Below are 13,893 nucleotides of genomic sequence, written 5' to 3'. Positions count from 1 at the left end.
CGTCTAACTGTCTGCCGGATAGCGCCCGGAATCAGGGCTGCAGACAGAGGCCGTCCTCGGCGACCAGGGTCGCGCCATCGTAGTGTTCGGCGATGGCGGCGCGACTGGCCGCCAGGTGATCGAGGCTGCGCCGCATCAGATGGGACAGCACCAGCTTGCCGACGCCGGCATCGCGGGCGAGTTCGCCGATGGCGGATGGCGTGGCGTGCAGATTGCGCGCAACCCGGCCGGCGTCCTCGGGGATGGCGTGGTGCATGACCAGCAGGTCGACGCCCTCGATCATCGCCGCGAATGCGGGATTGTCGCTGTTCTGGTCGCCGCTGAAGGCAATCGTGCGATCACCGACGCTTACCCGATACCCGAGCGCCGGTACCGGCCCGTGCGTCACGCCGATCGCGTCCACCCGCAGGCGATCGTTCTTCCACACCGTCCGGGGCTCGCGCAGGCCATGATCCACTTCGATCCGGTCCAGCGGAAACAGCCGGCCGCCGTCGTCCTCGAGATAGGCCGAGAGGTAGCGGTAGGGCCCGTCGGTGTCGTCCAGCAGGCTTTGCGTGAACGCCCGAAGGCCCGGAAACCCGTCGTTGCCGTCGGGGCCGATCAGTGCCAGTGCCCGCCCGCGCTCGCTGAAGGAGGCGGTCTTGAGGTAGGCCGGCAGATCATTGCTGTGATCGGTATGCAGATGGGTCAGCGCGATCACATCGAGATCATCCATGCTCGCCCCGGCCAGACCGAACTGGCGGGCGGTGCCGCTGCCGGCATCCACCAGCAGGCGGGCTCGGCCCTCGATCCAGACCAGATAACCGCTGGAAGCCCGGCCGTCGTCGGCAATCGGCCCGCCGGAGCCCAGAACCTGCACCGCCACGGGCCCGGGACAGACCGCCGCCGCGGTGCCCGACAGGGTCAGCGCCAGCAGAATGGCGACGAATCGCATGGGCATGGTTATGGCCTCCCCTTTTCCGACTTTTACCGATGGCAGACCGGATACCGGCCCGATCTATCTCAGACCGAGCACATCCGGCATGTCGTAACGGCCCGGTGCGCGGCCCGCCACCCAGGCGGCCGCCCGCATTGCCCCACTGGCAAAGGTGGTCCGGCTGGAGGCCTTGTGGCTGATCTCCAGGCGCTCGCCGTCGCCGGCGAACAGCACCGTGTGCTCGCCCACGATGTCGCCGGCGCGGATGGTCTCGAAACCGATGGTCTTGCGATCCCGTTCACCGGTATGACCCTCGCGGCCGTACACCGCACAGTCATCGAGCTTCCGACCCAGGGCCTCCGCAACCACTTCGCCCATCTTCAGCGCGGTGCCGGAGGGGGCATCGACCTTGTGGCGGTGATGGGCCTCGATGATCTCGATGTCGACCGTGTCACCCAGCGCCCGAGCGGCCATCTCGAGCAGCTTCAGGGTCAGATTGACCCCGGCACTCATGTTCGGGGCGAATACCAGCGGGATGTCGCCGGCGGCGGCGTCGATCTCGGCGATCTGGGCCTCGTCGAAGCCGGTGGTGCCGATCACCATCGCCGCCCCCATGGCACGGCAATCCGCCAGCGCGATCAGCGACGGCTCAGGCCGGGTGAAATCCACCAGCACGTCGAAGGCATGATCACGCCGGGTATCGGCCGCGGCAATCGCCACGTCCAGGGCCTGCTCGCCCGCCAGACTCCCGGCGTCGGTCCCGATGAAGGGCGAATCCGCGGCCTCGAACGCCGCGCTCAGGCTCAGCCCGTCGGCCGCCACACAGGCGCTCACCAGATTGCGGCCCATGCGGCCGCCGGCGCCATTGATCGCGACTTTAATGTGACTCATTCGGGCATTCCAGACAGGTAAATGGGGAAGACAGGAACCGCAGATTTCGCAGATTTACACAGATTTCTGATTGCGTCAGTGGCAGTCGCCACGCCCCGGCAACCGGAGGCGGAAAACCCGCGGAAGCAATAGGCGTCAAGTTCAGGCATTTCCCGCCATCCAATCTGCGTCCATCTGCGAAATCTGCGGTTACCTCTTCATCTTCTACCCCAGGTGCTCTTCGAAGAAGCGCTTGGCCTTGTCCAGCCAGGAGCTGGATTCCGGGTTGTGGCGGGAGCCGCCCTTGTCGAGGCTGGCGGCCAGCTCTTCCATCAGCTCCTTCTGGTGCTTGGTGAGGTTCACCGGCGTTTCCACCGCCACCTTGCACAACAGGTCGCCCGGGGCCGAAGCCCGCACCGATTTCACGCCCTTGCTCTTGAGCCGGAATACCCGGCCGCTCTGGGTTTCCGGCGGAATCCGCAGGCTGACCTTGCCCGCCAGCGTCGGCACATCGATTTCGCCGCCCAGCGCCGCGGTAACCATGTTCAGCGGGACGGTACAACGCAGGTCGTTGCCGTCGCGGGTGAACAGATCATGCGGCTTGACGTTGATCTGCACGTAAAGATCGCCCGGCGGGCCGCCCATGTCGCCGGGTTCGCCCTCGCCGGACAGGCGGATGCGATCGCCGTTGTCCACGCCGGGCGGTACTTTCACCGACAGGTTCTTCTGACTCTGGGTGCGCCCTTCCCCGCGGCAGCGCATGCAGGGGTTGTTGATCACCGTGCCGCGGCCGCGGCAATCCGGGCAGGGCTGCTGAATCGACAGGAAGCCCTGCTGCAACCGCACCTGACCCACGCCGCCACAGGTGCCACAGCGCAGCTTGTCGGAGCCGGGTTCCGCCCCGTCCCCGTCACAGTGCTCGCACTCTTCAAGGGTGGGAATGCGGATCTTGACCTCGTCGCCAGCCACGGCGGTTTCCAGATCCAGACTCAGGTCATAGCGCAGATCGGCGCCGCGCGCCGCGCGCGACCGGCCGCCGCCCATGCCGCCGCCGAAGATATCAGAGAAGATATCGCCGAAGATGTCGCCGAAGCCGCCGCCGGCACCGCCGCCCCCGGCCGCGCCGCCCAGGCCGGCGTGGCCGAACTGGTCATAGGCCTGACGCTTGCTGGCATCCGAGAGCACTTCGTAGGCTTCGGAGGCTTCCTTGAATCGGGCTTCGGCTTCCGCGTCATCCGGATTGCGATCCGGATGATTCTTCATCGCCAGCCGGCGATAGGCCTTCTTGATGTCGGCTTCGGAAGCATCCCGGGAGACCCCGAGAACCTCGTAGTAGTCGCGTTTGCTCATTGTCGGGCCGTGGTCGGTAATGGGTTTCTAACAACGAAGTCGGCAGCCGTTGCCGGCTGCCGACTCGATCCGGGCTATCCGCCCGGAGGGCACCGATTCGCGGTTTGCCCCGACCACCCGGGATGCGGGCGACCGGTGGGCAATCGCGAATCCCGAATCACATCAGTTGTTGGTGCCGGATTTCTTTTCCTCGTCCACTTCCTCGAACTCGGCATCGACGACGTCCTCGGAATCGGAGGAGCCGGTCTTGCCGGCCTCGGCGTCCTGTCCCTCGGCCTGCTCGCCGCCGGCGGCCTCGGCATAGGCCTTTTCCAGCACCGAGCTCGAGGCCTCGGAGAGCTTCTGCGTCTTCTCGTCGATGGCGTCCTTGTCATCGCCGTCGAGCACTTCACGCAGCTCGCTGATGGCCTCCTCGATCGGCTTCTTCTCGTCGTCGGTGACCTTGTCGCCGAGATCCTTGAGGCTCTTCTCGACGCCGTGGATCAGACCGTCGGCCTGGTTGCGGGCGTTGATCAGCTCGTTGAACTTGCGATCGTCCTCGGCATGCTCCTCGGCATCCTTGACCATCTTCTCGATTTCCTCGTCCGACAGGCCCGAGGACGCCTTGATCACGATCGACTGTTCCTTGCCGGTGGCCTTGTCCTTGGCCGACACGTTGAGGATACCGTTGGCGTCGATATCGAAGGTCACCTCGATCTGTGGCGTGCCGCGCGGCGCGGACGGGATGTCCGCCAGGTCGAAGCGGCCCAGCGACTTGTTGGCGCTGGACATCTCGCGCTCGCCCTGCAGCACGTGCACGGTCACCGCCTGCTGGTTGTCGTCAGCGGTGGTGAACGTTTCCGACTTGCGGGTCGGAATGGTCGAATTCTTCTCGATCAGCTTGGTCATCTTGCCGCCGAGCGTTTCGATACCCAGGCTCAGCGGGGTCACGTCGAGCAGCAGCACGTCCTTGGTGTCGCCCGAGAGCACCGAACCCTGAATCGCGGCACCCACGGCCACCGCCTCGTCCGGGTTGACGTCCTTGCGGGCTTCCTTACCGAAGATCTTGGTCACGGCTTCCTGCACCGCGGGCATGCGGGTCTGGCCGCCGACCAGGATCACCTCGTCGATGTCGGAGGCCGACATGCCGGAATCCTTGAGGGCGGTCTTGCAGGGGCCGACGGTGCGCTGGATGAGATCGTCGACCAGCGATTCGAGCTTGGCCCGGGTCATCTTCATGTTGAGATGCTTGGGGCCGGCCTGGTCGGCCGTGACATACGGAAGGTTGATCTCGGTCTGCTGGGTCGAGGACAGCTCGATCTTCGCCTTCTCGGCGGCCTCCTTGAGGCGCTGCAGGGCCAGCTTGTCCTTGCGCAGGTCCACGCCCTGCTCCTTCTGGAACTCGTCGGCGATGTGGTCGATCACCGCCATGTCGAAGTCCTCGCCACCCAGGAAGGTGTCGCCGTTGGTGGCATGCACCTCGAACTGGTGCTCACCGTCGACTTCCGCCACCTCGATGATGGAGATGTCGAAGGTGCCGCCGCCCAGGTCGTAGACCGCGATCTTCTTGTCGCCCTTCTTGTCCATGCCGTAGGCCAGCGCGGCCGCGGTCGGCTCGTTGATGATGCGCTTGACCTCGAGCCCGGCGATGCGGCCGGCGTCCTTGGTCGCCTGGCGCTGCGAGTCATTGAAGTAGGCCGGGACCGTGATCACGGCCTCGGTCACCTTCTCGCCGAGATAGTCCTCGGCGGTGGACTTCATCTTCTGCAGCACCTTGGCCGAGACTTCCGGCGGCGCCATCTTGTTGCCGCGGGCCTCGACCCAGGCATCGCCGTTGTCGGCCTTGACGATGTTGTAGGGCACGATGTCGATGTCCCGCTGGGTGGTGGGGTCATCGAAGGTGCGGCCGATCAGACGCTTGATCGCGTACAACGTGTCGGTGGGGTTGGTGACCGCCTGACGCTTGGCCGGACGGCCCACGATAATCTGGTCGTCATCGGTGTACGCCACCACGCTCGGCGTGGTGCGCTCGCCCTCGGCGTTCTCGATGACCTTCGCCTTGTCGCCCTCGAGCACGGCAACGCATGAGTTGGTCGTGCCCAGGTCGATGCCAATAATCTTGCCCATGATGTCTACCTGTTTGATCCGTTATGAGTCGAATGGCGCAAATTGCTGATTAACCGCAATGGTTGGGGCCGCGGCGGGCTTTTCAAGCACCCTGCCCGGCATCGCCGTCGGCGGCCTTGCTGACCACCACCATCGCCGGCCGCAGCACCCGGCCGTTGAGCAGGTAACCGCGCTGGACCACCTGCACCACGGTGTTGGGTGCCACATCACTGGTCGGCTGGGTGGAAATGGCTTCGTGGAAATCGGGGTTGAAGGCTTCGCCCTCGGGATTCACCGCCTCGACGCCGAACTTCTCCATCGCCTGCGCCAGCATGCGACGGGTGAGCTCCATGCCCTCGTGCAGCTTGGTCGCGTCGGCGCCGTCGTCCTCGGCCGCCGACAGGCCCATCTCCAGGCTGTCGCGCACGCCGAGCAACTCGCCGGCAAAGCGCTCCAGCGCGAACTTGTGTGCATTGGCCACGTCGCGTTCGGCCCGCTTGCGCACGTTTTCCAGCTCGGCATGGGCGCGCAGAGCCTGTTCCCGGCAACGCTCGGCTTCCTCGCGGAGTTCGTGCAGGGTCGCATCGTCGTCTGCGGGTGCCTGGCCGGCGTCGGCGGCCTGCTCGTTTTCCGGTGGCGTCGGCTGTGCCGGCTCGTCGTCCGGCTGCGGGCCGGACTGGCGTTGCTGTTCGCTCATGCTGCTCCTAGCGCCTTGGATGGTGGATTGGGCGGGCGGTGTGTCGCCCGTTACTCGGCGCTAGATAGGGGTCAGTTGGCTCTTTTCAAGGCCGTGCCCAGCAGGCTGGCCGTGGCGTCCACCAGCGGGATGATGCGGTTGTAGGCCATGCGGGTGGGGCCGATCACCCCCAGCGTGCCCACCACGTCGCCGTCCACGGTGTAGGCCGCCGACACCACGCTGCACTCATCCAGCACCCGGTAGCCGGATTCATCACCGATGAATATCCGCACGCCGTCCGCCGACAGGCAGTCATCGAACAGCGACAGCAGATCCCGTTTGCGTTCGAAAGCGTCGAACAGCCGCCGCAAGCGATCGACCTCGGCGAACTCCGGGAAGCCCATGAGATTGCTTTCCCCGGCCATCCGGTAGTCACCGCGATCGGCGGTGCTGCCGCCGAAGGCACTCTGCGCGATGTTCAGGGCATTGAGCAGGCCCTGGTTCACGTCATCCTGGGCCTCGTGCATGTCCCGCATCAGGGCCCGCCGGATCTGCAGCAGCGGCTTGCCGGCATAGCGTTCATTGAGAATCGCCGCCGCCCGTTCGAGCTCGCGGCGCGAGTAGTCGCGTTCGGTCTGCAGGATGCGGTTCTGTACCTCGCGCTGGTTGATCACCAGAATCGCCAGCACCCGCCGGTCCGACAGCGGCAGAAACTCGATCTGCCGCAGGCTGGCGGTGTCGGTGCGCGGCACGGTGACGATGCCGGTCATGTCCGACAGCGACGACAGCAGACGCGAGGCCGAGGCCAGCACGTCGTCGCCGTCCCGGACATGGGTACGCAACTGCTGTTCGATGTCATCGAGTTCGCGCTCGGCCAGCGGCTCGGGCGCCAGCAGCGCGTCGACGAACAACCGATAGCCGCGGACCGTGGGAATGCGGCCGGCGGAGGTATGGGGCGAGGCCACGAAGCCCATGTCCTCGAGATCGGCCATCACGTTGCGCACCGTGGCCGCGCTGACCTGAAGGCCGGAGGAGCGTGCCAGCAGCCGGGAACCCACCGGCTGACCGTCGTGGATATAGCGCTCGACCAGCGTCTTGAGCAATGCCCGGGCGCGGTCGTCAAGCTGTTCGTGTTCCGTTTCGCCGGTCATGCAGGCAGAATGCGCTCCGGGTATCAATCGGGTCAGGCGGGCACGACTGGAGACTGCAGCCGCCCCCGTGGGCTGTCAAGGCGCGCGGCCGGCCGGTCCGGTCCGCCGCCGAGGAAACTGCATGGCGCAACCATTTCCGGTCATCGGCATTGTCGGCAAACGCGGTGACCCAGGCGTTGCCGATACCGTGCGGCGGGTTGCGCAGGCGATCCGCGACCGCGACCGCCAGGTGGTGGTAGATGCCGCCACCGCCCATCACCTGCCCGACTGGTCCGGCGACGTGGTGGACCGCCATGCCATCGGCGAAGCCTGCGACCTGGTCATGGTGGTCGGCGGCGACGGCACCCTGCTCGACGCCGGCCGTGCCGTGGCGCTGCACGACACGCCGCTGCTGGGCATCAATCTCGGCCGGCTGGGATTTCTGGTGGACATCCTGCCGGAACAGATGGAACGCACCCTGGATCAGGTGATGGCGGGCGATTTCGTGCGGGATCGCCGGCTGCTGCTCACCGCCCGGGTCGAACATACAGACGGTTCGTGCGCCGGTCCGTTCCTAGCGCTCAACGACGTGGTCATCCGCAACGCCGAGTTCGCCCGGGTGCTGGAATTCGACACCTTCATGGACGGCAACTTCATCAGCCGTCACCGCGCGGATGGGCTGATCGTGGCCACGCCCACCGGCTCCACCGCCTACGCGCTGTCCGGCGGCGGGCCCGTGCTGCACCCCGGTCTGAACGCCCTGGCGCTGGTACCGATCTGTCCGCACACCCTGTCGGACCGGCCACTGGTGATTGACGGGCAACACGAGGTCGGCATCGTGATCGGCGCCACCAACCGCTCCCAGGCGCTGTTTACCGTCGACGGCCAGGAAAGCGAAACGCTGGTGCCCGGGGACCGGGTAACCGTGGCCCGGGCCGATCGCGAACTCACCCTGATCCACCCGCCCGACTACGATTACTACAATATCCTGCGCAACAAGCTGCAATGGGGCCGCGGCCAGCGCGATCCCCTGCCCGGCCACTGACCCGCCACCATGCTCAGCGAGCTGGCGATACGCGACTTCGCGATCATCGATGACCTGCAACTCAGCCTGGGCGCGGGCATGACCGTCCTCTCCGGCGAAACCGGGGCCGGCAAGTCAATTCTAATAGACGCCCTGGGCCTGCTCCTGGGCGACCGCGCCGACGCCAGCGCCGTGCGCGACGGCCGCGAACGGGCCGAGATCAGCGCCATCTTCGATCTGGCCGACGCCCCGGCCGCACGGGCCTGGCTGGCCGAACGCGAACTCGCCGATGAATCCGACTGCCTGATCCGGCGCGTGGTCTCCCGGGAAGGCCGCAGCCGCCACTGGATCAACGGCTCCCCCGCCGCCGGGCGTGACCTGCGCGAACTGGGCGAGCACCTCGTCGACATCCACGGTCAGCACGCCCACCAGAGCCTGCTGCGGCCCGGCGCACAGCGCGATCTGCTGGACGAGCATGGCCGCCTCGCCCCGCAACTGTCGGCGCTGGGTGAGCTGGTGCGCGACCTTCAGGCCTGCGAGCGCGACATCCGCGAGCTGGACGCCACCGACGATGCCGGCCAGTCGCGACTGGAGTTGCTGCAGTTCCAGGTAGATGAATTGCAGGCACTGGCGCCTATGCCGGATGAATGGGAGACGCTCACCGCCGAACACAAACGCCTGGCCAACGCCGAACAATTGCTGCGCGACGGCCAGTCGCTGCTGGCACTACTGACCGACGACGATACCGCCAGCGCCATCGACCGGCTCGGTCAGGCCGAACGCCAGCTGGGCGACCTGGCCGCGCTGGACGAAGGCTTCGCCGGCCCGACCGAACTGATCTCGGGGGCCCGCATCCAGGCGCAGGAAGCCGCCGACGACCTGCGCCGCCAGCTGGACAGCATCGCCCTCGACCCCGAACGCCTGGCCACCGTGGAGGCCCGGATGGAGGCAATCCAGGACCTGGCCCGCAAGCATCATTGCCGACCGGCGGAACTGCCGGCCCAGCTCGACGAACTGACCAACGCACTCGAACGACTCGAAGGCGGCCGGGCCCGGCTGGCCGAGTTGCAGACCCGGCGGGATCAGCTACAGGCGGAGTACGCCGACGCCGCCGGCCAGCTGCACCAGGCCCGCACCGAGGCTGCCGGCACGCTCGCCGCGGCCGTCACCGACGGTCTGCGGGATCTGGGCATGCCGGCCGGCCGGTTCGAGATCGACGTGGAAGCCCGGCCGGAGGCAGCAGTGTCGGCCCACGGTCACGATCGTATCCAGTTCCGGGTCAGCGCCAACCCCGGCCAGGCGCCACGGCCGCTGGAGCGGGTTGCATCGGGTGGCGAGCTGTCCCGCATCAGCCTGGCCATCCAGATGGCCGCGGTGGGCGGCACCCCCATTCCCACGCTGGTGTTCGACGAGGTCGACGCCGGTATCGGCGGCGGCGTGGCGGAAATCGTGGGACGCTGCCTGCGCCGGCTGGCGGACCAGGGGCAGGTTCTTTGTGTCACACACTTGCCGCAGGTGGCGGCTCAGGCCCGGCATCATCTGCAGGTGGCCAAGCAGGTGATCGACGGACACACCCGCACGGACATCGGCCTGCTGGACGACGATGCCCGCATCGACGAGCTGGCCCGCATGCTCGGTGGTCTGGAAATTACCGAGCGCACCCTCGAGCATGCGCGGGAAATGCGCGATAACGCGGAGTCCTGAGGGCGTGGATTGCTGCACCGGCAACGGTGACTTATAGTGCCGGCGTTTTCCTGTTGCGGATAATCATGAAACGCGTCCTGATCCTGCTCGCCCTTGTGTCGCTGGCCGGCTGCTCCCTGCCGAGCTATTACCGAGTGCCCGTCCTGCAGGGCAACGTGGTGACGCAGGACAAGGTGCAGCAGCTGGAACTCGGCATGACGCCACCGCAGGTCCGCTACCTGCTGGGCACGCCGCTGGTGGTCAGCAACTTCGAGCCAAATCGCTGGGACTACCTTTTCTACTACCGCAACACCCGCGGCAAGGCCCGTGAAAGCAAGCTGAGCCTGCAGTTCAGCGATGGCGCCCTTGCCAGCATCGACGGCGACGAAAGCTACGAAGCACTGCTGCCGGAAGAGCAGCAGCAGATCGACGAGGATCCGGACGATCTCGAAGAGCCACCGCTCATCGATAACAGCGGCGGCCAGCAGACGCCACGGGCGCCCTAGCGGCTACCGCCCGGCCCGCCGCCGGCGCTGTTCCTTGGGATCAGCCGTGAGCGGCCGGTAAATCTCCACCCGATCGCCGTCGCGCAGCGGCTGATCTGCTGCCACCCGACGCCCGAATACGCCCAGCGGGGCCCCCGGCCAGTCGATTTCCGGGTGCATTTCGAGAATCCCCGAGGCTTCCACCGCCTCCGCCGCGGTGCGGCCGGCCGGCAGTCGAACGGCGCGCAGGGTCTGCACGCCGGGGCGCGCGAACGCGACCTCGACGTTCAGTTCGTGCTCCACAGCCGCTCCAGAAATTCGAACACCCCCAGGGAATGCAGCAGCACCGCGATCAGGCCGATACGGGTCGGGTAGCGCAGCAACCAGTGCCAGAGTCCGAACCAGGGCTTACCCGCCCAGGCCTCGCGCAGCGCGGTGATCGGCAGGAACCGGCCGATGAACACGCACAGCAGCAGCCCGAAGGCCGGCAACAGGAAACGCGAACTGATCATCGACAGCCAGTCGAACAGCGTGCGATCCAGCAGCCGGATATCCGCCAGCACGTTGAACGACAGCAGCGTGCCCAGGCCGATGAACCACACCACCATCCCCGCGCCGCAGGCAGCGACCACCCGCGATACCTGCAGGCGCGCCATCAGCCAGACCACCAGCGGCTCCAGCAGTCCGACCGCGCTGGTCAGCGTGACCAGCATCAGCATGAAAAAGAACAGGGTCACGCTCCAGCCACCGCCGCCCGCCGCCGGCAGCAGTTCGAACACCAGCGGCAGACCGCTTTCCGGCGCCATGCCGGCACCCAGTATCAGTGACACGATCGCCAGCCCAGCAATCAGCGCGAACGCGGTATCCAGCAGCATCACCGCCAGACTGACCCGGACCAGCGACGAGCCGTCGGGCAGATAGGCCCCGTAGGCCAGCATCACCCCGACCCCGAGGCTCAGGCTGAAGAAGGCCTGATGAAAGGCATCGATGACCCCGCGCCAGCCCAGAGCCGCGAAATCGGGCCGGAACAGATACTCGACCGCGGCCGGGAACCCCTCCCCGGCCGCCATGGCCAGCAATGCCAGCAGCGCCAGCACCGCGGCGATCAGCATCCAGCGGGCGGTAGATTCAATCCCCCGGCGCAAACCCTGCGCCACGCACACGGCCGCCGCCACCATGAACAGCGTGTGCCAACCCAGCCCCTTTTCCGGATCACCCGCCAGTTCAACGAAACCGGCCCGCAGACCGCTGCGGTCCAGGCCTTCCAGCAGCCCCGCGGCGGACCGCAACAGGTAGGCCATACTCCAGCCGGCGATCACGCTGTAATAGGACAACACCATCACCGCCCCGAGCAGCGCCAGGTAACCCATCACGCCCCAGCGCCGGGAAAGCCCCGACACCTGCGCCCAGCGGCCGATCATGCCCACCAGATCGGTGCGGGCGCCGCGGCCCAGCATCAGCTCGCCCACCAGCAGCGGCAGCGCCATGGCGCCCAGCGCCAGTCCGTAGACCAGCAGAAAGGCGCCGCCGCCGTATTCGCCGGCCAGGAACGGCAGCCGCCACACATTGCCCAGGCCGATCACGGCCGCGGCCGCCGCCATCACGAATGTGGCGGGCGACGACCAGCGCGTCGGGTTAACTTCCAAGGGACTCACGCAAAACTCGGACTTTCAATCACTTATACTACGACACATGAGCAAGGCGAAATCCCCCAAACAGCCCTCCTCGACCATCGCGCTCAACCGCAAGGCCAAGCACGATTTCTTTCTGGAGGACCGCTACGAGGCCGGACTGGTTCTTGCCGGCTGGGAGGTCAAGGCCCTGCGCGCGGGCAAGGGGCGCATCACCGAAGCCTACGTCATCCTCAAGGATGCGGAGGCATGGTTGCTGGGCTCGCACATCCATCCGCTGCCCGACGCCTCCACCCACATCGACCCGGACCCTACCCGCACGCGCAAGCTGCTGCTGCACGAGCGGGAACTGGCCCAGTTGATCGGCGCCACCGAGCAGCGCGGCTACACCCTGATCCCCACCGCCCTCTACTGGAAGCGCGGCCGGGCCAAGCTGGAAATCGCCCTGGCCAAGGGCAAGGCCAAGTACGACAAGCGCCAGGACAAGAAGGATCAGGACTGGCAGCGCCGCAAGGCGCAGATCATGCGGAGCTGACCCTCCCCGAGCCTCGTCATCTGCGGCAGAGCCGATCCCTTGCGTCGCCGCCAATCGACCCCACGATTACTGCACATCGATGACGGCAAGCTGCTATCATCTTCGGTGCTCACGGGGGCGACATGGCTTCGACGCAGGTGTCAAAACCCAAGGTGCATGCCGAGGTTGCAATCCACCTCGATAAACCGGTTGCAACAAAGATAGTTGCCAACGACGACAACTACGCTCTGGCGGCCTAAAACCCGCTAGCGTTCGACCCGGCAAGTGCCTGTGCTTCCGGACTCGAACGTCATACCTCACAGGATCGCGGTTGAAGCCCCGTCCCGGGCGGACCCGTTAAGAGTAAACGGGACTAAGCGATTGTTTTCCCCGTCTGCCGGGTAGCATTCGCCGACAACCAAAGGCGGAATAAGCATGTAGATCCGAGGGTGGAGTTCCTGCGGACGCGGGTTCGATTCCCGCCGCCTCCACCAAATACCCCCGCTCCGGCGGGGTTTTTTGTGCCTGCATGAAGCTAGCGCCCCAGTAAACCCAACGGAATACCTTGAAGCGAAGACTGGCTGACCTCCCGGGAAACCATGATTCGGCACTTCGGCCCCAACGACCTGCTGATCGCGGCGCAGGCAGTCAGCCTCAGGCTTACGGTGGTCACGGCCAACCTGTCGGCGTTTGCGCGTGTTCCGGGCCTGGCTGTGGAGCACTGGCTGGAAGCCTGAAATTCGGCGTACCGCAGACGCCTGTCTGCTACGCCCAGCCCACCGATCCCATGCCGGGCACTCGCGTCACGGCATCGAAGCGGCGATAATCGCGTCATGCCCGGCACCCGATTTCCCTCCCGCTGAGGCATGGCCACTGCCCTGCATCAGGCGCGCTTCAACGCCGTCATCCGCGAGCTGCTTGCCGACGGCGCCCGACACGTTGCCGATCTCGGCTGCGGTCGCGGTGAACTGCTGCAACGGCTGCGCGAACACCGGCAATTCACCCGCCTGATCGGCGTCGACACGGATATCCGGGCGCTGGCCCGGGCCAGAATGGTTCTCGGCATTGACCTGCTGCGACCGGATCCGGACCTGCACGTGTGCCTGCATTCGTTCACCGATGCCATGTGGCCGATTCCGCGCGTCGACGCCGGCGTGATGCTGGAAACCATCGAACACGTCGACCCTGGTCACCTGCCGCAGGTCGAGCAGGCAGTGTTCGGGCGGTTGCGGCCCCGGATGCTGGTGATGACCACCCCCAACCGCGAATACAACCGGCTGCATGGCCTGTCACCCGGCCAGCGCCGGCGCCCGGACCATCGCTTCGAGTGGACGCGTGCCCAGTTCCAGCAATGGTGCACCGGCGTGGCGCAGCGCCAGCGCTACGACGTGCGGTTCGCCGACATCGGGCCGTCCCACCCCGCCTTCGGAAGTTCCAGCCAGCTGGCACGCTTTTCCCTCGCGGCCTGAACGGCTGTCAGAACATTCGATTCGACCGGGCGGGCGAACGCCTGCCGCTAGAATGTCGGC

Annotated in this window: 14 protein-coding genes and 1 other RNA gene; 7 read left to right on the top strand and 8 right to left on the bottom strand. The window is 66.5% G+C overall.

Annotated elements, in window-relative coordinates; genetic code table 11:
- Positions 1-31 precede the first annotated feature (31 nt).
- The 6 genes from RM531_RS05030 to hrcA form a co-directional block, all read right to left on the bottom strand.
- Positions 32-940 (bottom strand): MBL fold metallo-hydrolase, encoded by a 909-nt coding sequence (locus RM531_RS05030; RefSeq protein WP_311657737.1) that lies wholly within the window; start codon positions 938-940, stop codon positions 32-34.
- 57 nt (positions 941-997) lie between these two features.
- Positions 998-1,807, bottom strand: coding sequence for a 4-hydroxy-tetrahydrodipicolinate reductase (gene dapB, locus RM531_RS05025; protein WP_311657736.1), 810 nt, complete (start codon positions 1,805-1,807; stop codon positions 998-1,000).
- Between the two features lie 204 nt (positions 1,808-2,011).
- A complete protein-coding gene (gene dnaJ / locus RM531_RS05020) occupies positions 2,012-3,136 on the bottom strand; it encodes a molecular chaperone DnaJ (protein WP_311651747.1) in 1,125 nt (374 codons plus the stop codon).
- A gap of 162 nt (positions 3,137-3,298) precedes the next feature.
- Positions 3,299-5,242 (bottom strand): molecular chaperone DnaK, encoded by a 1,944-nt coding sequence (dnaK, locus tag RM531_RS05015; protein WP_311657735.1) that lies wholly within the window; start codon positions 5,240-5,242, stop codon positions 3,299-3,301.
- 82 nt (positions 5,243-5,324) lie between these two features.
- Positions 5,325-5,918 carry a nucleotide exchange factor GrpE gene (gene grpE, locus RM531_RS05010; protein ID WP_311657733.1) on the bottom strand — a complete coding sequence of 198 codons (594 nt, stop codon included), beginning with the start codon at positions 5,916-5,918 and terminating at the stop codon, positions 5,325-5,327.
- Positions 5,919-5,989: 71 nt separating this feature from the next.
- Positions 5,990-7,048, bottom strand: a complete 1,059-nt coding sequence (gene hrcA / locus RM531_RS05005; protein WP_311657732.1) for a heat-inducible transcriptional repressor HrcA — start codon at positions 7,046-7,048, stop codon at positions 5,990-5,992.
- A gap of 121 nt (positions 7,049-7,169) precedes the next feature.
- On the opposite strand from hrcA, the gene RM531_RS05000 reads away from it, so the two are divergent.
- The 3 genes from RM531_RS05000 (at position 7,170) to RM531_RS04990 (ending at position 10,240) form a co-directional block, all read left to right on the top strand.
- A complete protein-coding gene (locus tag RM531_RS05000) occupies positions 7,170-8,072 on the top strand; it encodes an NAD(+) kinase (protein WP_311657731.1) in 903 nt (300 codons plus the stop codon).
- A 9-nt stretch (positions 8,073-8,081) separates the two neighbouring features.
- Positions 8,082-9,755 carry a DNA repair protein RecN gene (recN, locus tag RM531_RS04995; protein ID WP_311657730.1) on the top strand — a complete coding sequence of 558 codons (1,674 nt, stop codon included), beginning with the start codon at positions 8,082-8,084 and terminating at the stop codon, positions 9,753-9,755.
- A 65-nt stretch (positions 9,756-9,820) separates the two neighbouring features.
- Positions 9,821-10,240 (top strand): outer membrane protein assembly factor BamE, encoded by a 420-nt coding sequence (locus tag RM531_RS04990; RefSeq protein ID WP_311657728.1) that lies wholly within the window; start codon positions 9,821-9,823, stop codon positions 10,238-10,240.
- Positions 10,241-10,243: 3 nt separating this feature from the next.
- Here RM531_RS04990 and RM531_RS04985 read toward each other — a convergent pair whose 3' ends face one another.
- Both RM531_RS04985 and RM531_RS04980 read right to left on the bottom strand, forming a co-directional pair.
- Positions 10,244-10,522: an RnfH family protein gene (locus RM531_RS04985; RefSeq protein WP_311657726.1), complete on the bottom strand. Its 279-nt coding sequence runs from the start codon at positions 10,520-10,522 to the stop codon at positions 10,244-10,246.
- Positions 10,507-11,874, bottom strand: a complete 1,368-nt coding sequence (locus RM531_RS04980; protein WP_311657724.1) for a sodium-dependent transporter — start codon at positions 11,872-11,874, stop codon at positions 10,507-10,509. Before RM531_RS04980 ends, RM531_RS04985 begins: the two co-directional genes overlap by 16 nt.
- 37 nt (positions 11,875-11,911) lie before the next feature.
- On the opposite strand from RM531_RS04980, the gene smpB reads away from it, so the two are divergent.
- From smpB to RM531_RS04960, 4 genes are all read left to right on the top strand, one after another.
- The gene (gene smpB, locus RM531_RS04975; protein ID WP_311657722.1) at positions 11,912-12,385 is read left to right on the top strand and encodes an SsrA-binding protein SmpB; all 474 of its coding nucleotides are present in this window, start codon (positions 11,912-11,914) and stop codon (positions 12,383-12,385) included.
- A 113-nt stretch (positions 12,386-12,498) separates the two neighbouring features.
- Positions 12,499-12,858: a transfer-messenger RNA gene (ssrA, locus tag RM531_RS04970) on the top strand.
- A 105-nt stretch (positions 12,859-12,963) separates the two neighbouring features.
- Positions 12,964-13,101: a PIN domain-containing protein gene (locus tag RM531_RS04965; RefSeq protein WP_311657720.1), complete on the top strand. Its 138-nt coding sequence runs from the start codon at positions 12,964-12,966 to the stop codon at positions 13,099-13,101.
- A 129-nt stretch (positions 13,102-13,230) separates the two neighbouring features.
- A complete protein-coding gene (locus tag RM531_RS04960; RefSeq protein ID WP_311657719.1) occupies positions 13,231-13,833 on the top strand; it encodes a methyltransferase domain-containing protein in 603 nt (200 codons plus the stop codon).
- Positions 13,834-13,893 lie beyond the last annotated feature (60 nt).

Origin of the sequence: Spectribacter acetivorans (assembly GCF_031846305.1) — a bacterium.
Classification (GTDB): domain Bacteria; phylum Pseudomonadota; class Gammaproteobacteria; order Nevskiales; family Salinisphaeraceae; genus Spectribacter; species Spectribacter acetivorans.
Note: the sequence above shows the minus strand (reverse complement) of the source record. Positions and strands in the feature narration are given on the sequence as shown.

Coding starts and splice junctions, on each gene's coding strand:
- recN (WP_311657730.1), top strand. CDS start 8,082: ATGCTCAGCGAGCTGGCGATACGCGACTTCGCGATCATCGATGACCTG.
- RM531_RS04990 (WP_311657728.1), top strand. CDS start 9,821: ATGAAACGCGTCCTGATCCTGCTCGCCCTTGTGTCGCTGGCCGGCTGC.
- grpE (WP_311657733.1), bottom strand. CDS start 5,918: ATGAGCGAACAGCAACGCCAGTCCGGCCCGCAGCCGGACGACGAGCCG.
- RM531_RS05000 (WP_311657731.1), top strand. CDS start 7,170: ATGGCGCAACCATTTCCGGTCATCGGCATTGTCGGCAAACGCGGTGAC.
- dnaJ (WP_311651747.1), bottom strand. CDS start 3,136: ATGAGCAAACGCGACTACTACGAGGTTCTCGGGGTCTCCCGGGATGCT.
- hrcA (WP_311657732.1), bottom strand. CDS start 7,048: ATGACCGGCGAAACGGAACACGAACAGCTTGACGACCGCGCCCGGGCA.
- dnaK (WP_311657735.1), bottom strand. CDS start 5,242: ATGGGCAAGATTATTGGCATCGACCTGGGCACGACCAACTCATGCGTT.
- RM531_RS04965 (WP_311657720.1), top strand. CDS start 12,964: ATGATTCGGCACTTCGGCCCCAACGACCTGCTGATCGCGGCGCAGGCA.
- RM531_RS05030 (WP_311657737.1), bottom strand. CDS start 940: ATGCCCATGCGATTCGTCGCCATTCTGCTGGCGCTGACCCTGTCGGGC.
- RM531_RS04960 (WP_311657719.1), top strand. CDS start 13,231: ATGGCCACTGCCCTGCATCAGGCGCGCTTCAACGCCGTCATCCGCGAG.
- smpB (WP_311657722.1), top strand. CDS start 11,912: ATGAGCAAGGCGAAATCCCCCAAACAGCCCTCCTCGACCATCGCGCTC.
- dapB (WP_311657736.1), bottom strand. CDS start 1,807: ATGAGTCACATTAAAGTCGCGATCAATGGCGCCGGCGGCCGCATGGGC.